Here is a 22996-nt window from a genome sequence, read left to right as displayed (position 1 = left end):
ACTTATACAGAATTCACGCCAAACCGCCAGAGACATTGCTAGTATCAAGCATCGGCATGCGGAGAATCGTGGGCCGATGATGACATGAAGCCATAGCGTCCCAGGCGGGGCGTACACCTGAAAACCCTGACCTTTCGATAGCCTTGTTATCCGAACGAGCAATCACTCCATCAATAAATTAAGTTATTCTTAATTTTTTATCCCATTAGAAGCACTTTCAACCCTGGCAATCTGGAAAATCTGCCTATACTTACTTTCCTGATATTAAATTCATTTAAGTAACCAGGATGGTAGGTATGAAAAGCAAACGCCCCTTTGCCGCGCTGCTGGCGGCAACAGCATTGATGTCCCTGGTGGGCTGCGCTTCCAATCAGGCGATCAAAACAACGGACGGCAAAACCATTGTTACCGACGGCAAGCCCCAGATCGATAAAGATACCGGATTGGTCTCCTATCGAAATGCTGAAACGGGCAAAACGGAACAGATCAATCGAGACCAGATTGCAAACATGAGTGAGTTGAATAACTAAAAGGAGCTTCAAATGAAAAAAGCGCTTGTTCTTCCCGCGATCGCCCTGGTTGCCATCGCCGCACTGTCAGGCTGCACACGCACCAGCTACGCTATTCATACCCACGATGGCCGAACGATCATCAGTGACGGCAAACCGAAAGAGACTTCTGCCGGGTTGATCGGGTATACCGACGCCAATGGCGTCAAACAGCAAATCAACAAGACGGAAGTCAAAGAGGTGTCGGAAATCCCTCATTAAGGTTCCGATAATCTGAGCCCGCTAAAACAAAGGGAGCCGATGGCTCCCTTTCTATTCAAAGACTAAGCGCGCTCATTGGCGTTTAACGATAACGTCGATAAACGCCTGACATTTCAGCAGACAACGTTGCCAGGTTTGCCATACGGATCTCCCCTTTCCCGGCGTCGAACGGCTATAATCCGATAAGTGGAGTTTTTTAAAACGATAAGGAGGGAGTATGTACAAAACTATTTTGGTTCCCGTGGATATTACCGAGCCGGAATTAACACAGCAGGTCATCCCGCATGTCAACGCGCTCGCCAGGCTCGAAGACTCCCACGTCCATTTCCTGGCGGTGATCCCGTCGCGCGCCACCTACGCGGCCTTCGGCTTTGCCGCCACGGCGGCGGTGGAAACCAAAGATGAAACCATTGCGATAGCGACCGAGGGGCTGGCGAAAGCGGCAAAACAATTCAGCGTTCCCGAGGATAGAGTGACCACGCATGTCGCCGTCGGCGATCCCAAAGATCAGATCCTGGAACTCGCCGATGCGCTTAACGCGGAGATTATTGTGATGGGTTCCAACCGCCCTTCTGCAATGACTTACCTTCTCGGCTCGAATGCCACTGCGGTGGTGCGCCACGCCAATTGCCCGGTGCTGGTCGTGCGTGAATCGGCTAACGCTTGAAATCGCTTGCTCATTTGAACAATAAAAAAACGGGAGCCATAAGGCTCCCGCTCTCATTCAAGCGCTGAACACACTTACATGTGTTTAACGATAGCGTCGCCAAACTCTGAACATTTCAGCAGTTTAGCGCCTTCCATCAGGCGTTCGAAGTCATAGGTCACGGTCTTGGCGGCGATGGCGCCTTCCATGCCCTTAACAATCAGGTCAGCCGCTTCGAACCAGCCCATGTGGCGCAACATTAGATTGATAGTCTATTAGCAATATATTGATTATTATAGATAATAAAATAAAAAGCTTGCCATTATCGGTTGTCTTGTCATGATCGTAACTTATTGAATTAAAAAACTTAATGTTAGGTTTTGATAACTTGCTTTTTTCGAACTCCAGCGCACATTACCCTCTTCTAACCTATAATTAGAAAAGTAGTTAACAGGATTCTAAACATATGTGGTCGCTTTGCTCAGGTACAGACTCGCGTCGATTAACTTGTTGTGATTGCATCTGATCTAGAGTTTGATAATACATTAGAATGTACTTTTGGGTACAATAAAGCCGTTTTACGATGATCATGATATTCCTGGTTATTACTTAGATTACTATAGGGTTTATTTTAATTATACTTAGAAAAGGACATAAACTCGCATCGTAATAAATTGAGTTTTTTTAAATAATTTATTGACAACGTTAGCACCATGCTATTTCGATGACCATTCATAATACTTTCTTATTAGAATGAGTTTTATTTTTTAACACGCCTCATTCATTTAACTATTTGAAATACATGTATTTTATCCACTCAACAATCGACCTGTTTTTTGGTAGAATATATAATATCATTATCCATTCATGAGATTAAAATGCCAACAATTCCATTGAAAATTCATCTTAACCGTAACCCCACGGAGAGAACTGAGAACTTAATCTTTAGAGGAATACCTAAGTATAGCTGGGCAAATGCTTGCGTTGGTGAAAATGGGCAACCAGACACTTATTACTATGCGCAGGGTTATCTAGAGGCCGCCATTATACTTTCTGACAAAGTTATCAGTGAGAGGTTTCTCGCTGACACTCTGATTTATCCAATTTGTTTTAATTTTCGCCATTCTATTGAGTTGTACTTAAAAGCGTTTTTAGATGAAGTTAATATTTTAGCAAAAATAAAAAAAGTAAATTTAGAAAGAGAAATAGCAAGTTATTACTTGAAGAAAAAAGTCAGAGATGTCAAAAGGATGCACGACATTGAATTAATTTGGAACGATCTATGCGTAAAAACAAAAATTGTAGACAAAAGGTATACTGAATTCACGAATAAACTATCGCCATTAATTTCCTGCATTAGTGAAGTTGACCCTACAGGGCAAACATTCCGTTATAATTATGATATGGAATCAAAACAAAAACACCTTATTAAAGTTTCCGTAATCAACGTAATCAATCTTCGTCACCATTTTTTACTTATCAAAGAAATTTTAGACGAACTAATAAAATTAAACTCATACCTTATTAAAGAATATTATACAGGTACGTTTACAAGGAATTTGTCACGCCATGACATTTCTATAATTGCAGAAAAATTACCGCCCAGAAATGAATGGGGCGGGGATTCCTTCGATAAAGTAAAAGATGAAATAAAAGATAAATTTCAAATAAGCAATAGAGAATTCACTTCCGCATTAGAATTAATACAGTCATGTCATGATTTATGCGTTAAAATTGGCATACCCGCAACAATCCCACTCATCAGCCATCATACTCTTATTAAAATGTTAGATCTATGGAATGAACTTTATAGCATGGAAAATCTAAAACTTAGATTAGCAATGCAAAATGGTATTGTCCCATTCAAAACTCCTAGAAATGAAGAGTATGACATAACTGAAAGTTTGGAAAGGCAAGCGAAAGAAAGAAAAGATTTTCTAAACTTTGCTACGCCAGATATTTTAGCAATAATAATGGCCTTTCACGATGCTGGTATGAATCTTTTCTCCGAAAATTTTACTGCATGCTGCAAATCAGAACGTGAAAAGATGCAGAATATTTATGATTCTTTCCCGGAGCAATGGGAGGAAGAGGTCTACCTGACCTTAGACGATATTTTTAGCAGCCTAAACTTTCCTGTTAGAGTAGTAAATTCTTTAAGGGATTTAAAGCTAAATAGTATTGTTGATGACGTGCTAACTCGGTATCAATTGCACGGCATAATTTAATTGTATCCCTCCGTATCCAAACATAGGGGAGCGGAGGTTCGAACCCTCTCATGCCGACAAAGATACCCTTATAGAAACCAACCATTTGCGGTTGTTTTTTTATTACCAATAACTCCACCATGGTAAACTGACTGTAAAACTTCTCCCAAAACACTCCGTTTTATTCCCTATACAGTCGGTTATATCCCGACATTCCCTACCTGATTAAACCTATCGCTTATCCGTTGGTTTAATACACTCGCGCACGAGGAAGATCACTTAGCCGTGTTGTGTATGCTGGTGATAGTAGCTCACGCTTCATCGACCATGACTGGTGTGCCCCTTGCCCAGCAAACCATAGCTGGGACCTGCCCGAGTTATTGATGCTATCAAGCACACCCATCAGTTGCTCACTGTTCTGCCGTGGCTGATATTCATCAAATAGGCCAAGCTGGGCCACACCCTGGCTGAAAAAGTCCTGCAGCATCACCCCACCTTTCTGATACCGATGACCGGATTGCCAAATCGCGTCAAGACAGCGCATCGCGGCGGCAATATCGCGGCGGCAATAATGTCTCGGGTATCCTGTGTCGGCGTGCTCAGTTTTATACTGGCCGTGTTGCCGTAGTATTCCTCCTTGATGGAGAAAGGACTGGTTTTAAGCCAGGCGCTGACATGCCGGCAATACTGACGTTCCTCTCGCAATTTCTCCGCTGCACGTGTCGCATACATGCAGATTGCCTGATGCATCTGGTCATATTCAGTGATTCGATCACCAAAGCTTCGGCTGCAAATGATCTGTTGCTTAGTCGGGGCGAATTCTTCAAGCTCTAGGCAAGGCTGACCGCGTAGCTCCCGCACAGTCCGCTCTATCACAACGCTAAAGTGTTTGCGGATCATCGTCGTGCTGGCATCGGCCAACTGCAGCGCGGTTTCGATACCCATCATGTTGAGTTTTTTCGATATCCGCCGGCCGATACTCCAGACCTCATCGACAGGCACGAGGCCCATCAATTTGTGCTGGCGCCCTTCGTTGGACAGGTCCACAACCCCGCCAGTCTTGCCCCACTTCTTCGCCGCGAAGTTTGCCAGCTTGGCTAACCTCTTGGTTTGGGCAATGCCAACACCCACAGTTAACCCTGTGTTGCGCAGTACCTTGGCCCTCACCTGACGACCGAAAGTATCCAGATCAATGCAGTTACGAACGCCAGTCAGATCAAGGAAACTTTCGTCAATTGAATACACTTCCACGCGAGGTGCCATCTCTTCTAAAACAGCCATCACACGCTGAGACATGTCTGCGTATAACTCATAGTTGCTGCTGAACGCGATGCCCCCTGCTCGCTCAAATTCCCGCTTAATTTTGAAATAGGGTTCTCCCATCTTTAGCCCTAACGCCTTCGCTTCCTTGCTCCTGGCTACGACACATCCGTCGTTATTCGACAGAACAACAACAGGGCGCCCTCGCAGATCTGGTCGCCATAGCGTTTCGCAACTCGCGTAAAAGCTGTTCACATCAGCAAGCGCGTACATTATTTGAGCCTCGTTATCGAAGACACAACAACGCCCATCACCTCCAGATCGTCGCCGCCATCATGGAGCAGGATCGGCTCATACTTCGGGTTCATGGGTTCCAGTTGCGCGCGAGGATGCAAACAAAGGCGCTTCACGGTGAACTCGCCGGCTATGCTAGCAATCACAATATTCGCTTGCTGGCACCTTCACCGAGCGCTCTACAGAACGGGCGAAAGATTAGGACATAAGTTTAGAATACAAACTGATAAGTATCATGATGATAGAGGGAAGGAGTGGATAATGGTCGATGGAACTCGACCATTATAAAATTACTGGACGAAAAAGTATTTAGAAGCAAACCATATAACTGGCATTCCATTGACTTCCTTGGTTTCTTCTGTACCTTTTTCATTTATAGTACTTGCTTGAAATGTCAAGTAATACAATCCAGGCTCATTAACATTTAAAGCATAATTTATTTTTCGCTCAGCGGATATTGGAATAATCAGGTCATATAAGGGTGTATGTTTTACAGCATCATCATTCGAAATAACCTCGTAAAACTTTGGATGATAGCTGCTAACAGCTTTAACCTTGTCATCTTTAACCAATACTTTTTTTACAGTTAATGAATCCTTTCCCATTCGTATATGAATTGGATTCGTACCGCTATTTTTTACGGTAACAACAGGCAAAAGGTAATACCCATTATCCCAACGTTCAGTTTTAACATCGATAGAAAAGAACGTTGACTCCGTACCTTTAATTTTATCTTGCAGCTCTTTCAATTCTACAGCGGCTTTGTCACGCTGATTAAGGGCATCAAAGGTGTATGCACCCCATGCTAAGGTCAGAATCGCACATAAGCCAACAGAGACATTATTGAAATTGGAATGATCAGACCATACAACACGACGTTCTTTAACGACCCAAATGAGTAAAATAATAATTAATGTCAATATAATTAATGACATTATACTCATTTTAGCCTCCTACGTGCCTTGGCTCACCATCTTCTGGAAAACCATCCCCAGTATTTTTGGTTGGTTCATTCTCAACCAATTGATTATTTTGCTTCGCAGCATTCAGTATAAGCTGTCTTTTGATTTTTTCAATATTTAAATTATGATTGAGCACATCACGATTATCGTCTACGATAGCCATAACTTTTTCAAGTTCCTGCCCATAAACTTCTTCAGAAAACTGAATAGTCTTTCCTGGACTGGAAGTCGTTAGAATTAAATATAAGAATATTGCCCCCGCAACCTTTGAAGAATTTGAGAATTTTAACCATACATCGCCAGGTGACATTAATATTTGCTGCGATGTTAAATCAAGCAATCCTTCTTCTGAATATCTCCACATTGCATCTTGTAGTTCAGCATATGAGACACGATATCCTTCTTCTTGTAAGTTGTTATTCTCTGCGTACTTCTCTGCAATCAATATTGATAAAACTTGAATACGATCAATTAATTCTGATAATTGTTTTAGAGTATGATGTTTTAATTCCCCAGGTTGATCAACCCTTAGACTGCTGAAATAATCATCGCCACTAATAAAGAAAGACATTAACCAATGGAAAATCTCTTTCGAGTTATCACCTAAAGAAAATATTGTTTGATAAGCGTTAAAAGATCTTTGAATAGTTAATGGAATTGTTCTTCTTGCAATAGGGTCGCCCCAAGCAACTGCGCGCCTTACACGAAACTGTTCTTGGTCAGATATATCGTCCAAACTATAATAAACTCCAGATTTTATCACACCTGGAATTACATAATTCGCGTCAAGAGTGAACACTACATCGCCTATCTGCATATCAATGATAAAGTTTTCTATTTGAGTCTTAACATTTCTTGAATTAATTAAATTAAAACCATCAATTGATTCGTCAATATTTTCATAATTAATTTCTTTAGAGAGAACCTCCTCATCTATAGCGAAATCGTCCAAGTGTCCAGTGGCGACAAATCCATCTTCATAAAACTTACTGACATATCGATATCTTACACCAGAACGAACAACCCAGCATTTCGAGTCTGTATTTACTGTGTCAACTTTGAAATTATTATCCATAAAACAATCCGAAAATAGTCTAATATGTTTTTTTACAAATATAGCACCAAGTAATGGCTTTGATAACTAATTTTGATAGTGATTGCAATTTAAACAATAAAAAAGGAACCGACTGGTTCCCTTTTTTATTATTTATGAAACATGCTTACATGTGTTTAACGATAGCGTCGCCAAACTCTGAACATTTCAGCAGTTTAGCGCCTTCCATCAGGCGTTCGAAGTCATAGGTCACGGTCTTGGCGGCGATGGCGCCTTCCATGCCCTTAACAATCAGGTCAGCCGCTTCGAACCAGCCCATGTGGCGCAACATCATCTCTGCGGACAGGATGATGGAGCCTGGGTTCACTTTGTCCTGGCCAGCGTACTTCGGCGCGGTGCCGTGAGTCGCTTCGAACAGCGCGCAGTCAGAGCCGATGTTGGCGCCCGGCGCGATGCCGATACCGCCTACCTGGGCCGCCAGGGCGTCGGAGATGTAGTCGCCGTTCAGGTTCATACAGGCGATCACGTCGTATTCCGCCGGGCGCAGCAGGATTTGCTGCAGGAAGGCGTCGGCGATCACGTCTTTAACCACGATCTCTTTGCCGGTGTTCGGGTTCTTGATCTTCAGCCATGGGCCGCCGTCGATCAGCTCGCCGCCGAACTCTTCGCGCGCCAGCTCATAGCCCCAATCCTTGAAGGCACCTTCGGTGAACTTCATGATGTTGCCTTTGTGAACCAGGGTCACGGAGTCGCGGTCGTTGGTGATGGCGTATTCGATCGCCGCGCGCACCAGACGCTTGGTCCCTTCTTCAGAGCATGGCTTCACGCCGATACCGCACTGCTCCGGGAAGCGGATTTTCTTCACGCCCATTTCGTCGCGCAGGAATTTGATCACTTTGTCCGCTTCGGCGGAGCCGGCTTTCCACTCGATGCCGGCGTAGATGTCTTCGGCGTTTTCGCGGAAGATCACCATGTCGGTCAGCTCAGGCTGTTTCACCGGGCTTGGGGTGCCCTGGTAGTAACGCACCGGGCGCAGGCACACGTACAGGTCCAGCTGCTGGCGCAGGGCCACGTTCAGAGAACGGATGCCGCCGCCGACCGGGGTGGTCAGGGGGCCTTTGATGGCGACGCGGTAGTCGCGGATCAGGTCCAGAGTTTCGTCCGGCAGCCACACGTCTTTACCGTAAACGTGGGTAGATTTTTCGCCGGTGTAGATTTCCATCCAGGAGATTTTACGTTCGCCGTGGTAAGCCTTTTTAACGGCCGCATCAACCACGTGGATCATGGCAGGAGTCACGTCAACGCCGATGCCGTCGCCTTCGATGAACGGGATGATCGGGTTATGAGGAACAACCAGTTTACCCTGGGCGTCAACCGTGATTTTTTTACCTTCTGCCGGAACAACTACTTTGCTTTCCATCAACCTCTCCTTCAAGCGCAATTTTGTTAATGCTTTGTAAGATGCGTGTAGATACTACTTGAATATTCGGTCCGCGCCAATCCGAAACGGATTCGGTTATAATGCGCTTATCATCCGTAATCTCAACTGTTATGAAAAAATTCTCTGTTAGAAATCACAACGTTAAACGATTCAGCAAGCCGAATGCCGCCAAACCCGCCGCGCCGAAGGGGCCGCGCCGAATTGTGTTATTCAACAAGCCCTTCGACGTGCTGCCGCAGTTCACCGACGAAGCCGGCCGCGCCACGCTGAAAGAGTACATCCCCTTCCCCGACGTTTACGCCGCCGGGCGCCTGGATCGCGACAGCGAAGGGCTGCTGGTGCTGACCAACGACGGCAAGCTGCAGGCGCAGCTCACCCAGCCGGGCAAGCGCACCGGCAAAATCTATTATGTGCAGGTCGAGGGCGCGCCGCAGGAAAGCGATCTGGCGCCGCTGCGCTCCGGCGTCACGCTGAAAGACGGCCCGACGCTGCCCGCCGGGGTGGAATTGGTGGCCGAGCCTCAGTGGCTATGGCCGCGCACCCCGCCGATCCGCGAGCGTAAATCCATCCCCACCAGTTGGTTGAAAATCACCCTGTTCGAAGGGCGAAACCGCCAGGTGCGTCGCATGACGGCGCATATCGGGTTCCCTACCCTGCGCCTGATTCGCTACAGTATGGGTAATCTTTCGCTGGGCTCACTGCAGCCTGGTGAATGGAAAAGCATCGATTCCCTGTAGACCGATAACTGATGGAGGCGCCATGAAATCCACGCCGATCGCGCTGCTGCTCGCCGCTCTGGCGGCCCCGTTCGCCGCCCAGGCCGCCAGCTTCGACTGCGCCAAGGCGGCAAGCCGCGATGAGCAAGCCATCTGCGCCAACCGCACGCTGAACGATTTGGATGTGCAAATGGCCACCCAATACCAATTGCTGCGCGGCCTGTTCGCCATGGGCGCGCGCGGCGCGATGCAGGACAGCCAGCAGGCCTGGCTGGCAAAACGCCAGCGGTGCGGTGGCGACACCGCCTGTCTGCTCAAAAGCTACCGCACCCGCATCGCCGAGCTGGACGATATCTATCGGCGCATCGACAAACCGCTGTAAGGAGACCGCATGTTCAAACCGCACGTCACCGTGGCCTGCGTAGTGCACGCCGCCGGCAAATTTTTGGTCGTCGAAGAGACCATCAACGGCAAAGCGCTGTGGAACCAGCCGGCCGGCCACCTGGAGGCCGACGAGACGCTGGTGCAGGCCGCCGAGCGCGAGCTGTGGGAAGAGACCGGCATCCGCGCCACGCCGCAGGCGTTTTTACGTCTGCACCAATGGATTGCGCCGGATCGCACGCCGTTCCTGCGGTTTTGCTTCGTCATCGAGCTGGAACAGCCGCTGCCGACCGAGCCGCACGACAGCGACATCGATCGCTGCCTGTGGTTGAGCGCCGACGAGATTTTGCAGGCGCCCAACCTGCGTTCCGCGCTGGTGGCCGAGAGCATTCGCAGCTACCAGCAGCCGGAGCGCTACCCGCTGTCGCTGGTCGGCAGCTTCGCCTGGCCGTTTTAAGGGCACCGTGCAGCACAAGATGAACAGTGCGCCAGCGCGGGCAACGTGGTAAAATCCTGCGCTTGTTTTTATCAGCACGGTTCGTGTTCAAGTTCGTGAGATCCCCATGTCAGACAACAGCCAGAAAAAAGTAATCGTCGGTATGTCCGGCGGCGTCGACTCTTCCGTTACCGCCTATCTGTTACAGCAACAGGGCTATCAGGTCGCTGGGCTGTTCATGAAAAACTGGGAAGAAGACGACGACGAAGAGTACTGCTCCGCCGCGACCGATCTGGCCGACGCACAAGCGGTCTGCGACAAGCTGGGCATCGAACTGCACACGGTGAACTTTGCGGCGGAATACTGGGACAACGTGTTTGAGCTGTTCCTGGAAGAATACAAGGCCGGCCGCACGCCGAACCCGGACATCCTGTGCAATAAAGAAATCAAATTCAAAGCCTTCCTGGAGTTCGCCGCCGAAGACCTGGGGGCCGATTTCATCGCCACCGGCCATTACGTGCGCCGCCAGGACGTGGACGGCAAAAGCCGCCTGCTGCGCGGCGTCGACGGCAACAAAGATCAGAGCTACTTCCTCTATACCCTGAGCCACGAGCAGGTGGCGCAAAGCCTGTTCCCGGTTGGGGAACTGGAGAAGCCGGAGGTGCGCCGCATCGCCGAGCAACTGGAGCTGGTCACCGCCAAGAAGAAAGACTCCACCGGCATCTGCTTTATCGGTGAGCGCAAATTCCGCGACTTCCTCGGCCGCTACCTGCCGGCGCAGCCGGGCCCGATCGTCAGCGTCGACGGCCAGACCGTCGGCGAACACCAGGGCCTGATGTATCACACCCTGGGCCAGCGCAAAGGGTTAGGCATCGGCGGCCTGAAAGACAGCAGCGAAGATCCGTGGTACGTGGTGGATAAAGACGTGGCCAATAACGTGCTGGTGGTCGCGCAAGGGCACGATCACCCGCGCCTGATGTCAGTCGGCCTTATCGCGCAGCAGCTGCACTGGGTGGATCGCCTGCCGCTGACCGGCCCGTTCCGCTGTACGGTGAAGACCCGCTATCGCCAGCAGGACATCCCTTGCACCGTGACCCCGCTCGACGACGAACGCATCGAAGTGCGTTTCGACGAGCCGGTCTCCGCCGTCACCCCCGGCCAGTCGGCGGTGTTCTACCAGGGCGAAATCTGCCTCGGCGGCGGCATCATCGAACAGCGCCTGGCGTAGTTCGCCTGCCGCCCAAGAAAAACGCTGCGTTTACCGCAGCGTTTTTTTATTCAGAATTCCACCTGCGCCCCCAGTTCGATCACCCGGTTTGGCGGAATTTCGAACAGATCCGGCGCCCGCAGCGCGTTGCGCTGCAACAGCTGGAACACCTTGCCGCGCACGCGCAGATACCAGGGGCGCTTGCCCAATACCAGCGTATCGCGCGACATGAAGAACGAGGTCTCGTTCATGGTGAAACTCATCCCCTCCAGGCCGCAGCGATAAAGGATATCCGTCACGTTGGGCGTTTCGCGCCAGCCGTAGCTCGCCACCACCCGCCAAAAGCTCGTCGACAGCTGTTCGATCGCCACCCGCTGCACGTTGTGCACATACGGCATGTCGGTAGTCACGATAGTCAGCAGCACCACGCGCTCATGCAACACCTTGTTGTGCTTCAGGTTATGCAGCAGCACCAGCGGCACCGCATGCGGCGTGCGCTCCATAAACACCGCGGTGCCCGGCACCCGCTTCGGCGGCGCCTTCTCCAGCGACTCGATCAGCGCGGTCAGCCCTTCCTGGTTGTCGCGCAGCCGGCGGATCAGGCGCGAGCGCTCGGTCTTCCAGGTCAGCATGATCAGCAGAATGATCAACCCCAGCGCCACCGGCAGCCAGCCGCCGGTCGCCAGTTTGATCAGGTTGGCGCCGAACAGCGGCACGTCGATGCACAGCATGGCAAGCAGCATCAGCCCGCCCAGATAGCGCGGCCAGCCCCAGTTTTTCACCGCCACGATGCTTAGCAAAATCGACGACAGCAGCATGGTGCCGGTCACCACGATGCCGTAAGCCGAGGCCAGGTTGCTGGAGTGTTTGAAACTGATAATCACGATCAGCACCGCCGCGAACAATAGCCAGTTCACCACCGGAATGTAGATCTGCCCGGACTCCTGATCGGAGGTATAAATGATGCGCATCGGCGGCAGGTAGCCCAGCCGCACCGCCTGGCGCGTCAGGGAGAAGACGCCGGAGATCACCGCCTGCGAGGCGATCACCGTCGCCAACGTGGCGATCACCAGCAGCGGGATCAGCGCCCAGGTGGGCGCCAGCAGGAAGAACGGGTTATTGATCGCCGCCGGGTTGGCCAACAGCAGCGCCCCCTGGCCAAAGTAGTTCAGCACCAGCGCCGGCGCCACCAGCGTAAACCACGCCAGGCGGATCGGTTTTTTGCCGAAGTGGCCCATGTCGGCGTACAGCGCTTCGGCGCCGGTGACCGACAGCACCACCATGCCCAGCGCGAAGAACGACACGGCCTTGTACTCGAGGAAGAAATTCACCGCCCAGTAAGGGTTCAGCGCCCGCAGCACGCCGGGGTGATGTAAAATGCCGCCGATGCCGAGCAGCGCCAGCGTCAGGAACCAGATGACCATCGCCGGGGCGAACAGTTTGCCGACGCTGCCGGTGCCGTGTTTCTGGATCGCAAACAGCGCGGTCAACACCAGCAGCGACAGCGGCACGATAAAGCTGTCCAGCTCGGGGGCGATAATCTGCAGGCCTTCGATAGCCGAGAGCACCGAAATGGCCGGGGTAATCACCCCATCGCCATAAAAGAAGCTGCCGCCCACCAGCCCGACCAGCACCGCCGCCGGCACCCAGCGCGCATCCAGCTTGCGGATCGCCAGCGACATCAGCGTCAGAATTCCCCCTTCACCGTCGTTGTCGGCGCGCATCACGAAGCAGACGTATTTGATCGACACCACCAGCGTCAACAGCCAGAAAATCAACGACAGAAAGCCGTAGATCGACGTCGGCGTCAGGGTGATCCCTTCTTCCGCCGTCAGGCATTCGCGCAGGGTATACAGCGGGCTGGTGCCGATATCGCCGTACACCACGCCGATGGCCGCCAGCGTCACCGCCGGCAGCGGCTGCTTGTTTTTTACGTGCATATAAAGGTCTTTATTTGAGGGGTCACGTTGGCAGTATAGATGCAGCCGCCGCACTTTATTTGCCGCCGCAACAATAAGTTCGTGCCGCGCCACCGGCGATTTTCGCCGTCTATTTGCGCAGTTCTGCGCCGCACGGCGCATCCGCCTCGCCACAGGCGTATTAGACGCTGGGTTTACCCTCAATTTTATGGCATGATCCGCGGCATTCGTTGTCATCGTTGTTACAGCCACGCCCGATCGTTACCGTTCGCGGCCGCCGCCGTTACCCTGGCGATACGCACAACCTTATACAGTAAGCCATGTACCGTTCACCGCGTTTACAGGAGTCATCGTGGCGAAGAATTATTATGACATCACGCTGGCCATGGCGGGTATCAGCCAGTCGGCGCGTTTGGTTCAGCAATTGGCCCATGAAGGGCAATGCGACCGCGAAGCGTTTCACACCTCGCTGAAAAGCCTGCTGCAGATGGACCCACCCTCTACGCTGGCGGTGTTCGGCGGCGAGGAGCGCAATTTGATGGTCGGCCTCGAAACCCTGATGGGCGTGCTTAACGCCAACAACAAAGGGCCGGGCGCGGAACTGACCCGCTACACCATCAGCCTGATGGTGCTGGAGCGCAAGCTCAACGCCAACAAACAGGCGATGAACACGCTCGGCGAACGCCTCGGCCAGCTCGAACGCCAGCTGGCGCACTTCGATCTTGAGTCGGACACCATCATCAGCGCGCTGGCCGGCATTTATGTCGACGTGGTCAGCCCGCTCGGGCCGCGCATCCAGGTGACCGGCTCACCGGCAATCTTGCAGAACCCGCAGGTGCAGGCCAAAGTTCGCGCCACGCTGCTGGCCGGCATTCGCGCCGCCGTGCTGTGGCAACAGGTCGGCGGCAGCCGCCTGCAGTTAATGTTTTCCCGTAATCGTCTGTTCAAGCAGGCGCAAAATATCGTTGCTCATTGTTAATCGATCCCAGGAGTTGCTACCGATGGAATTATCCTCACTGACCGCCGTTTCCCCCGTTGATGGACGCTACGGTGATAAAGTCAGCGCACTGCGCCCCATTTTCAGCGAATACGGTCTGCTGAAATTCCGCGTACAGGTTGAAGTACGTTGGCTGCAAAAACTGGCCGCCTGCGCAGAAATCAAGGAAGTTCCCGCTTTTGACGCCGACGCAAACGCTTTCCTCGACAAAATCGTCGCTGAATTCAACGAAGAAGACGCTCAGCGCATCAAAACCATCGAGCGCACCACCAACCACGACGTGAAAGCGGTCGAGTATTTCCTGAAGGAAAAAGTGGCGGCGGTGCCTGCGCTGCACGCGGTGTCCGAGTTCATTCACTTCGCCTGCACCTCCGAAGACATCAACAACCTGTCGCACGCGCTGATGCTGCAAAGCGCTCGTCAGGACGTGGTGCTGCCTTACTGGCGTAAAATCATCGATGCGCTGAAAGGGCTGGCGCTGGAATACCGCGATATCCCGCTGCTGTCGCGCACCCACGGCCAGCCGGCTACGCCGTCGACCGTCGGCAAAGAGTTCGCCAACGTGGCTTACCGCATGGAGCGCCAGTACCGCCAGCTGGAGCGTGTGGAGATCATGGGTAAAATCAACGGCGCGGTCGGCAACTACAACGCCCACATCGTCGCCTACCCGGAAGTGGACTGGCATCAGTTCAGCGAAGCGTTCGTGACCTCGCTCGGCATCACCTGGAACCCGTACACCACCCAGATCGAACCGCATGACTACATCGCCGAGCTGTTCGACTGCGTAGCGCGTTTCAACACCATTCTGATCGACTTCGACCGCGACATCTGGGGCTACATCGCCCTGAACCACTTCAAGCAGAAGACCATCGCCGGGGAAATCGGCTCCTCCACCATGCCGCACAAGGTCAACCCGATCGACTTCGAAAACTCCGAAGGCAACCTGGGTCTGGCCAACGCCGTGCTGGGGCACCTGGCGGGCAAACTGCCGGTCTCCCGCTGGCAGCGCGACCTGACCGACTCCACCGTGCTGCGTAACCTGGGCGTGGGCCTGGGCTATGCGCTGATCGCCTATCAGGCCACCCTGAAGGGCATCAGCAAGCTGGAAGTGAACCAGGCACACCTGCTGGACGAACTGGATCACAACTGGGAAGTGCTGGCCGAACCGATCCAGACCGTGATGCGCCGTTACGGCATCGAGAAGCCTTACGAGAAGCTGAAAGAACTGACCCGCGGCAAGCGCGTGGACGCCGCCGGCATGCAGGCGTTCATCGACGGTCTGGCGCTGCCGGAAGAAGAGAAAACCCGTCTGAAGGCGATGACCCCGGCCAACTACATCGGCCGCGCCACCACCCTGGTCGACGAGCTGAAGTAAGCGCGTTAGACCCACAACGACAAGGCGGCCCGCGGGCCGCCTTGTTGCTTATTATTCGCCGCGCAACACCTGCAGCCGGGCTATCTGCCGCCCCTGCGCATCGAAGTTCTCGGCACTCAGCCAACGCGCCAGCGCCTGCCGCACCGTCGGCCAACGGTCGGCGGTGATGGCGAACCAGTCGGTATCCCGGCTGCGCCCCTTGACGATCACCGCAAAGCGGAAGTTGCCCTCGTAACGGAAACCAAAGCGCAGCGCGGCCTGGCGCGACGGCGCGTTGTGGCTGTCGCACTTCCATTCGCAGCGGCGGTAGCCCAGCGTATCAAAGGCGTAGCGCAGCAGCAGCGCGATGGCTTCGGTGGCGCTGGAGCGCTGTTTCATCAACGGCGACCAGCTGACGTGGCCGATCTCCAGCACGCCATTGGCCTCGTCGATGCGCATCAGCGCCACCGTCCCCACCGGCGCGTCGCTGGCGGCGTCGAACACCGTCAGATTGACCAGCCCCGGGTTGGCCTGCAGCGTCTCGAGATGCTGCAGCATCGCCGCCGGTGTATCGGGCCGTTCGATAGACAGATAGGTCCAGTCGCGGCCGTCCGGCGCCAGCTGGAAAGCATCGTACAGCGCGGCGTAATCCCGCTGCGGTTCGAGCGGCGCCAGTGAACAGAAACGCCCGCCGAGCGTTGCGCCGCCCGGGCGGCGAGCCGGCTGCCAATCCGGCATCGGTTCGCCAATCGGCTGACCATAACGATTCATTGCCATACGCGCCTCCTGCGGTTAACGGGTATAAACGATAAACGAACTTCTTCTGCCGATTTTGTCGTACAGCGAACGCGCCGGCGCGTTGTACTCCTGAGTCATCCAATAGACCCGATCGCTGCCGCGCGCCTCCGCCAGCCGATACGCCTGTTCGAACAGTTTTTCCGACACTTTATGGCCGCGCGCCTGCGGCGACACAAAGAGATCTTCGATATAACAATAGCCCACCGCGCTCCAGGTGGACGGATGGAATACCAGGTTCATCAGCCCCAGCAGCCGGCCGTCGGCATCCTCCGCCACCAGCCCGTACACCTGTTCATCCTGCCCCAACCGTTCGAAGGTGCGATCGGTCACCTGCGGCGCCACCTCGGCGCGGTAGAAGTCGAGATAGCCCTGCCACAACGCCAGCCATTGCGCTCTGTCGTCGCCATTGATTCTGCGGATAGTCACTTCACGATTTGATGGGTTCATAGCGCCTCACGGGGTTAACATATTATTTCCATTAGGGAAATAACCGAATAGCGGCAGGATACACCGCGCAGCGACGGTGTAATACGGACCAATTCAAAACGCCGAGCAGACCAATTTTAACCGCCGTTTTCCCGCGGCAGCGCGTTGAACACCTGCGCCAGCGTGGCGATAAAGCGCACGATCTCGTCCGGCGCATAGGCCGAGAAACCGAGCACCAGCGCCCCGCGCTGCGGCGCGCCGGTGTAGAAATCCGCCAGGCCGTACAATCGTATTCCCCGCTCGGCCGCCGCCGCCACCAGCCGCCGCTCCGTCGCCGCATCCGCCAGCGGGCAAACCAGCTGCAGGCCGCCCTGCGGCAAGGCCGGGCGCGTCCAGGGCGCGAGATGGCGATGCACCGCGTCGTACAGGACGTCCAGCCTCGCCTTGTACAGCGTGCGCATATTGCGCAGATGCTCGGCGTAGCCGCCTTCGTGCAGGCAGTGGAACAGCGTCATCTGCGCCAACGCCGACGTGTAGCCGTCCTGAAACTGCCTGGCGGCGACCAATGGCCGCACCAGCTGCGGCGGCGCGATCATGAAACCGATGCGCAGTCCCGGAAACAGCGTCTTGCTGAAGGTGCCGATGTACAGCGTGCGCCCGCCGCTGTCCAGCCCCTGCAGCGCCGCCTTGGTTTGTCGATCGTAGTTGAACTCGGCGTCGTAATCGTCTTCGATGATCCAGGCCCGCCGGCGCTGGGCCCACTGCAACAGCGCCAGGCGCCGCTCGAGGCTCAGCGAGTATCCCAGTGGGTAATGATGGGAAGGCGTGATGTAAACGCCCCGCCCGCCGCCCGAAGCCTGCATCAGTTGCCCGACGTCCAGCCCTTGCTCATCAATGCCGATCGGCCGCGCCTGCAGCCCCGCCGACTGCACCAGTTTTTTCGCCCCCTGGTAACCCGGCTCTTCGACGAATACCGCATCGCCGGGATCGAACAGCACCTGCGTGCACAGCGCCAGCGCCTGCTGAGAGCTGGTGACCACGATCACCTGCTCCGCCGTCGCCTTGACGCCCCGCTCCCGCTGCAAATAGTGCGCGATCTCCGCACGCAGCTCCGGCAAGCCCTGCGGATCGGCATACCCCAACAGCCGCTCGCCGTGGCGCCGCAGCGCCTGCTTTTCCCACTGCAGCCACGAATCGATGGGAAACGCCCGCAGATCCGCCAGCGAGGGCGTCAGCGACGCCTGACGGCTGGTGTGCGGCGTATGGCTGACCGCCAGCAACGCCCGGCCGCGATCGCTTAGCTCGCGTTCCGCCAGCCGCGCCTCCTGGCCCGCCTGCGTCGCCAGCAGTTCACGGCCGAGCAGCGTATCGCAGCGATAGCGAACATAGCTGCCGCGCCCCACCGCCCGGCTGATGTATCCCTCCGCCTCCAGCCGCGCGTAGGTCTGCTCCACCGTATCGCGCGCCACCCCCAGCCGGGGCGCCAATGCGCGGCTTGGCGGCAGCTTCGCTCGCCACGGCAGTTCCCCGGCGGTGATGAGCCGCAACAGGGCCTGATGCAGCGCCGAACGTCGGGTCAGGCCCTGCTGACGCTGCTGGGTGAAGGCCGCCAGGATTGCCGCGTCGTCCGCGCAGGATGGGTGGTCACTCATGGGCTGTCTGTTTCTCCAAACTCGGGGCGATTGCACACTACTCTACCTTATTTCATCCCCTCGGCGGCGGCAGTTGCGCTGCCCGGCGAAATCCCCTTAAATAAGCCATTGCATTGAGGCTACAGGATTTCCGTCGGCTATGAGCAAGGAGACCAACCAGCGTCTGCTGGAAAAACTGCTGCAGGATCTGGCCAGCGCGGGCGCGATGCCGCTGTATCTGCGCTTTAACGCCTCGGTGCGCCAGGCCATCGAGCAAGGATTGCTGAACGCGGGGGATTTCCTGCCCAGCGAGCGTCTGTTTACCGAACGGCTCGGCATCTCGCGCATCACGGTGCGCAAAGCGCTGGCCTGTCTCGAGCAAGACGGCATCATCGGCCGTTCACGCGGTTACGGCACTTTCATCCAGGCGCAACGGGCCGCGCCGAAGCTGCGCTATTCATTAGCGGACGTCAAAGGGTTCTCGCGCGAGGTGATGCAACAAGGGCGCCGGCCGGACACGCAATGGCTCAGCCGCGAACGGGTGCCGGCCAGCGCCGAACTGGCGGAAAAGCTCCAGCTGGCGACCGGAACGCCGATCTATCAACTCAAACGCATTCACTTTCTCGATCGGCAGCCGATGTCGGTGGCGGTGTCCTACGTGGTGGCGGCGGCGATTGCCAACGTCGACGAGATTGGCATCTCGCTCTATGACTACTTCCGCCGAAATAACGTGGAGATGGGATCGCTGCGCAGCCAGGTCAGCGCGGCCATGGCCGATGACGACATCCGCCGGGCGCTGCAATTATCAGAACCGATGCCGCTGCTGATCGTGCGCCAGACGCTGTTCGACCACCGCAAGAAGCCTATCGAATACAGCGAAAGCTTCTGCCGCAGCGACATGTACGAGTTTACCAGCGAAAGCTGATCCGTTACGCCTCGCCCTGCCGACGGCGGCGAAAACGCACGAACGCCTGGGCATACGCCTCGACGTCCAGTGGATTCACCCGCTGCAACTGCGCCAGCAGCGCAGGATCCATCGCTTCGGCGCCGTGCAGCGCGCCGCAGACAGCGGTGGCCATCGCGCCGATGGTGTCGGTATCACCCCCCAGGTTGGCGCACAGCACGGCGCAACGGGTAGGATCGGTTTGCGCCAGCTGCACCATCGCCAGCGCCGCCGGCACCGACTCGATGGTGCTCACCCCGGCGCCAATCAGTTGATATATCCGCTCGGATGCCTGTTCGGGATCGGTCGCCTCATCCACCACCTGAAACGCCAACCCGATACGCGCCGCCAGCGAAGGGCTGAACGTCGTCACCTGACGGCGCTGGGCATACTCCGCCACGCCCGGCAACGCCAGGCGAATCGAGGCCCAGTCCGCCCCCTCCACCGCACGCGAAACCGCCCAGGCGATCGCCACGGCACCGGCGACGGCGATGTCGGATTTGTGCGTCGGGCTGGAGGCCAGCCACACCTGCTGACAGAACCCCTCCAGCGGCGCAGACGGCAGCACGCAGCCCAAAGGCGAAATGCGCATCGCCGCGCCGTTGGTGATGCCGTTGTTTTCCAACGCGGCGATCGGCGTGCCCGTTTTCTGCTCGCTCAACGCCAGTTTGGAACTGGGGCCGAGAATGTTCTTGTTGAAGGCGTCAAAACTGTCCACCCAGCGGATCACGTTGCGGGCGATCAGTTCTGGCACCACCTCGCCTTCCGCTTCCAGCAGCGCATCGGCCAGCGCCAACGCCATCGAGGTATCGTCGGTATATTGCCCGGCCTTGAAGTAACAGGCGGCTGAGTTCTCCGCCGGCCCATCGAGGAAGCCGTTTATCCAGCCGAAGTGGCGCTTAACCCGCTCGCGCGGCCACAGCTCGGAAGGCATGCCGAGCGCGTCGCCCAGCATCTGTCCGTAAAATGCGCCCGCTATACGTTCTGCCTGGGTTAATTGCTTCATCCATCGCTCCTGAGAAAATATGCCGATATCTCAATAATACCTTATTAGTACCTTTAAAGCTTATCAAGCGCTCCGGTTCACACTTTCCTTTCGCGGCAATGCCCGACGCGTTTAAGTTGCGTTTAACGTTGCCCCGCCGCTGTTTATCCGACGTTTATCAGAACTTGTCGATAATGTCGGCGAACAAATTGATAACGCTTATTTTAATACATTGCTTCGGCTCTCTTGCGGGCCGGGCGGGTTATACCTACCATAACCTCAGCATTTTTTGCCAAAATGGTTCAGCTGGCCGCGTTATCCCCTGACACGCCGCGGAGCGTGTTCCCTTTTATCGCGTGGGTGACAGGACATTCACCCGCACAGTCACAGGAGTTCGCCATGCGAGTACTGGTTGTTGAAGATAATGGTTTGCTGCGCCACCACCTTTCCGTTCAGATGCGCGAGATGGGCCATCAGGTCGATGCGGCTGAAGACGCCAAGGAAGCCGATTATTTCCTGCAGGAGCATGCGCCGGATATCGCCATCGTCGATCTCGGCCTGCCGGGCGAAGACGGCCTGAGCCTGATCCGCCGTTGGCGCGCGCACCAGACCAAGCTGCCGATCCTGGTGCTGACCGCCCGCGAAAGCTGGCAGGACAAAGTGGCGGTGCTGGAAGCCGGCGCCGACGACTATGTCACCAAGCCGTTCCACCTGGAAGAAGTGATCGCCCGCATGCAGGCGCTGATGCGCCGCAACAGCGGCCTGGCATCGCAGGTGATCGTGCTGCCGCCGTTCCAGATCGATCTGTCGCGCCGCGAACTGAGCGTCAACGATCAACAGATCAAGTTGACCGCCTTTGAATACACCATCATCGAGACCCTGATCCGCAACGCCGGCAAGGTGGTGAGCAAGGATTCGTTGATGCTGCAGCTTTACCCGGACGCCGAACTGCGCGAAAGCCACACCATCGACGTGCTGATGGGCCGCTTGCGCAAGAAGGTGCAGGCGGAATACCCGCATGAAGTGATCACCACGGTACGTGGCCAGGGCTACCGTTTTGACGCGAAGTGAACATGATGTTCAACAAGAATAAAAAACCGTTTTCGCTGCGCGCCCGCTTCCTGATGGCGACCGCCGGGGTGATCCTGGCGCTGTCGCTCTCTTACGGTTTGGTGGCGGTCGTCGGCTACATCGTCAGCTTCGACAAGACCGCCTTCCGCCTGCTGCGCGGCGAAAGCAACCTGTTCTTCAGCCTGGCGCAGTGGAAAGACAACAAGCTCACCATCGCCATTCCTCCCGATATCGATCTCAATTTCCCCACGCTGGTGTTTATCTACGACGATAAAGGCAACCTGCTGTGGAGCCAGCGCAAGGTGCCGGAGCTGGAGAAGCTGATCAACAAGGAATGGCTGGAGGAGTCCGGCTTCTACGAAATTGACACCGATACCCGCATCAGTAGCGAAGTGCTGGGGGACAACCCCAAAGCGCAGGATCAGCTGAAGAATTATGACGATACCGATCAGAACGCGCTGACGCACTCGGTGGCGGTCAATACCTATGCCGCCACGGCGCGGCTGCCGGCGTTGACCATCGTAGTGGTCGACAGCATTCCGCAGGAGCTGCAGCGCTCAGACGTGGTGTGGGAGTGGTTCAGCTACGTGCTGCTGGCCAACCTGCTGCTGGTGGTGCCGCTGCTGTGGCTGGCGGCCTACTGGAGCCTGCGGCCGATCAAGGCGCTGGTCAATCAGGTGGGCGAGCTGGAGAACGGCGAACGCGATCAGTTGGATGAGAACCCGCCCAGCGAACTGCGCGGCCTGGTGCGCAATTTGAACATTCTGGTGCGCAACGAACGCCAGCGCTACACCAAATACCGCACCACCCTGTCGGATCTGACCCACAGCCTGAAAACGCCGCTGGCGGTGCTGCAAAGCACCCTGCGCTCGCTGCGCAGCGGCAAGCAGACCACCATCGAAGAAGCCGAGCCGATCATGCTGGATCAGATCGGGCGCATCTCTCAGCAGATCGGTTACTACCTGCATCGGGCCAGCATCAACTCCGGCCAGACGGTGCTGACGCGCGAGATCCACTCGGTGCCGGCGCTGCTCGACAGCCTGGTGGTGGCGCTGAACAAGGTTTATCAGCGCAAAGGGGTGGTGATCACGCTGGACATCTCGCCGGAAGTGACCTTTATGGGCGAGAAGAACGACTTTATGGAAGTGATGGGCAACGTGTTGGAAAACGCCTGCAAATACTGCCTCGAGTTCGTGGAAATCACCTCGCTGCACTCCGAGAAAAACCTCATCCTCGTCATCGACGACGACGGCCCGGGCATCCCGGAAAGCAAGCGCCAGCTGATCTTCCAGCGCGGCCAGCGGGTGGATACCCTGCGTCCCGGTCAGGGCCTTGGCCTGTCGGTGGCGGCGGAGATCATCGAGCAATACGACGGCGAAATCGTCATCAGCGACAGCCCGCTCGGCGGCGCGCGCATGCAGGTCACCTTCGCCCGCCAGCACGATACCCACCACAACGAGTAAATTATGCCTCGGCGGCCCCGATCCACGGGGCCAAA

21 protein-coding genes and 3 pseudogenes are annotated in these 22996 nt (G+C 55.2%); 13 read left to right on the top strand and 11 right to left on the bottom strand.

Annotated elements, in window-relative coordinates; all coding sequences use genetic code 11:
- Nucleotides 1-296: 296 nt before the first annotated feature.
- The 3 genes from ACSBQV_RS01675 (at nt 297) to uspF (ending at nt 1437) form a co-directional block, all read left to right on the top strand.
- A complete protein-coding gene (locus ACSBQV_RS01675) occupies nt 297-530 on the top strand; it encodes a YgdI/YgdR family lipoprotein (protein WP_033642785.1) in 234 nt (77 codons plus the stop codon).
- Nucleotides 531-542: 12 nt separating this feature from the next.
- Nucleotides 543-770, top strand: coding sequence for a YgdI/YgdR family lipoprotein (locus tag ACSBQV_RS01670; RefSeq protein WP_019454813.1), 228 nt, complete (start codon nt 543-545; stop codon nt 768-770).
- Nucleotides 771-987: 217 nt separating this feature from the next.
- Complete coding sequence (uspF, locus tag ACSBQV_RS01665; RefSeq protein WP_042784284.1) at nt 988-1437, top strand: universal stress protein UspF; 450 nt, start codon at nt 988-990, stop codon at nt 1435-1437.
- A 74-nt stretch (nt 1438-1511) separates the two neighbouring features.
- Here uspF and ACSBQV_RS01660 read toward each other — a convergent pair.
- Nucleotides 1512-1679, bottom strand: a pseudogene (locus ACSBQV_RS01660) (isocitrate/isopropylmalate family dehydrogenase); the annotation flags it as partial.
- A gap of 615 nt (nt 1680-2294) precedes the next feature.
- Here ACSBQV_RS01660 and ACSBQV_RS01655 point away from each other — a divergent pair.
- Nucleotides 2295-3644, top strand: coding sequence for a hypothetical protein (locus ACSBQV_RS01655; RefSeq protein WP_099784925.1), 1350 nt, complete (start codon nt 2295-2297; stop codon nt 3642-3644).
- Nucleotides 3645-3873: 229 nt separating this feature from the next.
- On the opposite strand, the pseudogene umuC reads toward ACSBQV_RS01655, so the two are convergent.
- From umuC to icd, 5 genes and pseudogenes are all read right to left on the bottom strand, one after another.
- Nucleotides 3874-5156: pseudogene (gene umuC, locus ACSBQV_RS01650) on the bottom strand (translesion error-prone DNA polymerase V subunit UmuC).
- Nucleotides 5156-5329, bottom strand: a pseudogene (locus ACSBQV_RS01645) (S24 family peptidase); the annotation flags it as partial. The pseudogenes umuC and ACSBQV_RS01645, both read right to left, overlap by 1 nt.
- Before the next feature lie 138 nt (nt 5330-5467).
- Nucleotides 5468-6121, bottom strand: coding sequence for a hypothetical protein (locus tag ACSBQV_RS01640; protein ID WP_143557032.1), 654 nt, complete (start codon nt 6119-6121; stop codon nt 5468-5470).
- A gap of 1 nt (nt 6122) precedes the next feature.
- Nucleotides 6123-7214 (bottom strand): hypothetical protein, encoded by a 1092-nt coding sequence (locus ACSBQV_RS01635; RefSeq protein ID WP_143557031.1) that lies wholly within the window; start codon nt 7212-7214, stop codon nt 6123-6125.
- A 145-nt stretch (nt 7215-7359) separates the two neighbouring features.
- Nucleotides 7360-8613, bottom strand: a complete 1254-nt coding sequence (gene icd, locus ACSBQV_RS01630; protein ID WP_015377612.1) for an NADP-dependent isocitrate dehydrogenase — start codon at nt 8611-8613, stop codon at nt 7360-7362.
- 131 nt (nt 8614-8744) lie between these two features.
- Here icd and rluE point away from each other — a divergent pair, with 131 nt between their 5' ends.
- From rluE to mnmA, 4 genes are all read left to right on the top strand, one after another.
- The gene (gene rluE, locus ACSBQV_RS01625; RefSeq protein WP_099782316.1) at nt 8745-9371 is read left to right on the top strand and encodes a 23S rRNA pseudouridine(2457) synthase RluE; all 627 of its coding nucleotides are present in this window, start codon (nt 8745-8747) and stop codon (nt 9369-9371) included.
- Between the two features lie 22 nt (nt 9372-9393).
- Nucleotides 9394-9732 carry a lysozyme inhibitor LprI family protein gene (locus tag ACSBQV_RS01620; RefSeq protein WP_033652068.1) on the top strand — a complete coding sequence of 113 codons (339 nt, stop codon included), beginning with the start codon at nt 9394-9396 and terminating at the stop codon, nt 9730-9732.
- Nucleotides 9733-9741: 9 nt separating this feature from the next.
- The gene (locus ACSBQV_RS01615; RefSeq protein ID WP_025302526.1) at nt 9742-10188 is read left to right on the top strand and encodes an NUDIX hydrolase; all 447 of its coding nucleotides are present in this window, start codon (nt 9742-9744) and stop codon (nt 10186-10188) included.
- 106 nt (nt 10189-10294) lie between these two features.
- On the top strand, nt 10295-11395 hold the full coding sequence (gene mnmA / locus ACSBQV_RS01610; protein ID WP_016928066.1) for a tRNA 2-thiouridine(34) synthase MnmA: 1101 nt from the start codon (nt 10295-10297) through the stop codon (nt 11393-11395).
- Between the two features lie 50 nt (nt 11396-11445).
- Here mnmA and kup read toward each other — a convergent pair whose 3' ends face one another.
- A complete protein-coding gene (gene kup / locus ACSBQV_RS01605) occupies nt 11446-13314 on the bottom strand; it encodes a low affinity potassium transporter Kup (RefSeq protein ID WP_033642781.1) in 1869 nt (622 codons plus the stop codon).
- A 331-nt stretch (nt 13315-13645) separates the two neighbouring features.
- Here kup and hflD point away from each other — a divergent pair, with 331 nt between their 5' ends.
- A complete protein-coding gene (gene hflD, locus ACSBQV_RS01600) occupies nt 13646-14272 on the top strand; it encodes a high frequency lysogenization protein HflD (RefSeq protein WP_033642780.1) in 627 nt (208 codons plus the stop codon).
- Nucleotides 14273-14294: 22 nt separating this feature from the next.
- The gene (gene purB, locus ACSBQV_RS01595; protein ID WP_033652066.1) at nt 14295-15665 is read left to right on the top strand and encodes an adenylosuccinate lyase; all 1371 of its coding nucleotides are present in this window, start codon (nt 14295-14297) and stop codon (nt 15663-15665) included.
- A 51-nt stretch (nt 15666-15716) separates the two neighbouring features.
- Here the strand turns inward: purB and ACSBQV_RS01590 are convergent, their stop codons facing one another.
- The 3 genes from ACSBQV_RS01590 to ACSBQV_RS01580 all read right to left on the bottom strand — a co-directional run bounded on the left by ACSBQV_RS01590 (nt 15717) and on the right by ACSBQV_RS01580 (nt 18520).
- Nucleotides 15717-16421 (bottom strand): GNAT family N-acetyltransferase, encoded by a 705-nt coding sequence (locus ACSBQV_RS01590; RefSeq protein WP_046899339.1) that lies wholly within the window; start codon nt 16419-16421, stop codon nt 15717-15719.
- Between the two features lie 15 nt (nt 16422-16436).
- Nucleotides 16437-16889 (bottom strand): GNAT family N-acetyltransferase, encoded by a 453-nt coding sequence (locus tag ACSBQV_RS01585; RefSeq protein ID WP_099782318.1) that lies wholly within the window; start codon nt 16887-16889, stop codon nt 16437-16439.
- 116 nt (nt 16890-17005) lie between these two features.
- Nucleotides 17006-18520: a PLP-dependent aminotransferase family protein gene (locus ACSBQV_RS01580; protein WP_033652063.1), complete on the bottom strand. Its 1515-nt coding sequence runs from the start codon at nt 18518-18520 to the stop codon at nt 17006-17008.
- A 139-nt stretch (nt 18521-18659) separates the two neighbouring features.
- Here ACSBQV_RS01580 and ACSBQV_RS01575 point away from each other — a divergent pair, with 139 nt between their 5' ends.
- On the top strand, nt 18660-19424 hold the full coding sequence (locus ACSBQV_RS01575; RefSeq protein ID WP_096242161.1) for a GntR family transcriptional regulator: 765 nt from the start codon (nt 18660-18662) through the stop codon (nt 19422-19424).
- 4 nt (nt 19425-19428) lie between these two features.
- On the opposite strand, the gene ACSBQV_RS01570 is transcribed toward ACSBQV_RS01575, so the two are convergent.
- Nucleotides 19429-20448, bottom strand: a complete 1020-nt coding sequence (locus tag ACSBQV_RS01570; RefSeq protein WP_099782320.1) for an ADP-ribosylglycohydrolase family protein — start codon at nt 20446-20448, stop codon at nt 19429-19431.
- Between the two features lie 378 nt (nt 20449-20826).
- Between ACSBQV_RS01570 and phoP the strand changes: the two genes are divergently transcribed.
- Together phoP and phoQ are read left to right on the top strand one after the other, a co-directional pair.
- Nucleotides 20827-21498, top strand: a complete 672-nt coding sequence (gene phoP / locus ACSBQV_RS01565) for a two-component system response regulator PhoP (protein ID WP_004941169.1) — start codon at nt 20827-20829, stop codon at nt 21496-21498.
- A gap of 5 nt (nt 21499-21503) precedes the next feature.
- The gene (gene phoQ, locus ACSBQV_RS01560) at nt 21504-22961 is read left to right on the top strand and encodes a two-component system sensor histidine kinase PhoQ (protein WP_033652118.1); all 1458 of its coding nucleotides are present in this window, start codon (nt 21504-21506) and stop codon (nt 22959-22961) included.
- The last annotated feature ends 35 nt before the right edge of the window (nt 22962-22996 follow it).

Source organism: Serratia sp. B501, assembly GCF_051172315.1.
GTDB lineage: Bacteria > Pseudomonadota > Gammaproteobacteria > Enterobacterales > Enterobacteriaceae > Serratia > Serratia ureilytica.
Note: the sequence above shows the minus strand (reverse complement) of the source record. Positions and strands in the feature narration are given on the sequence as shown.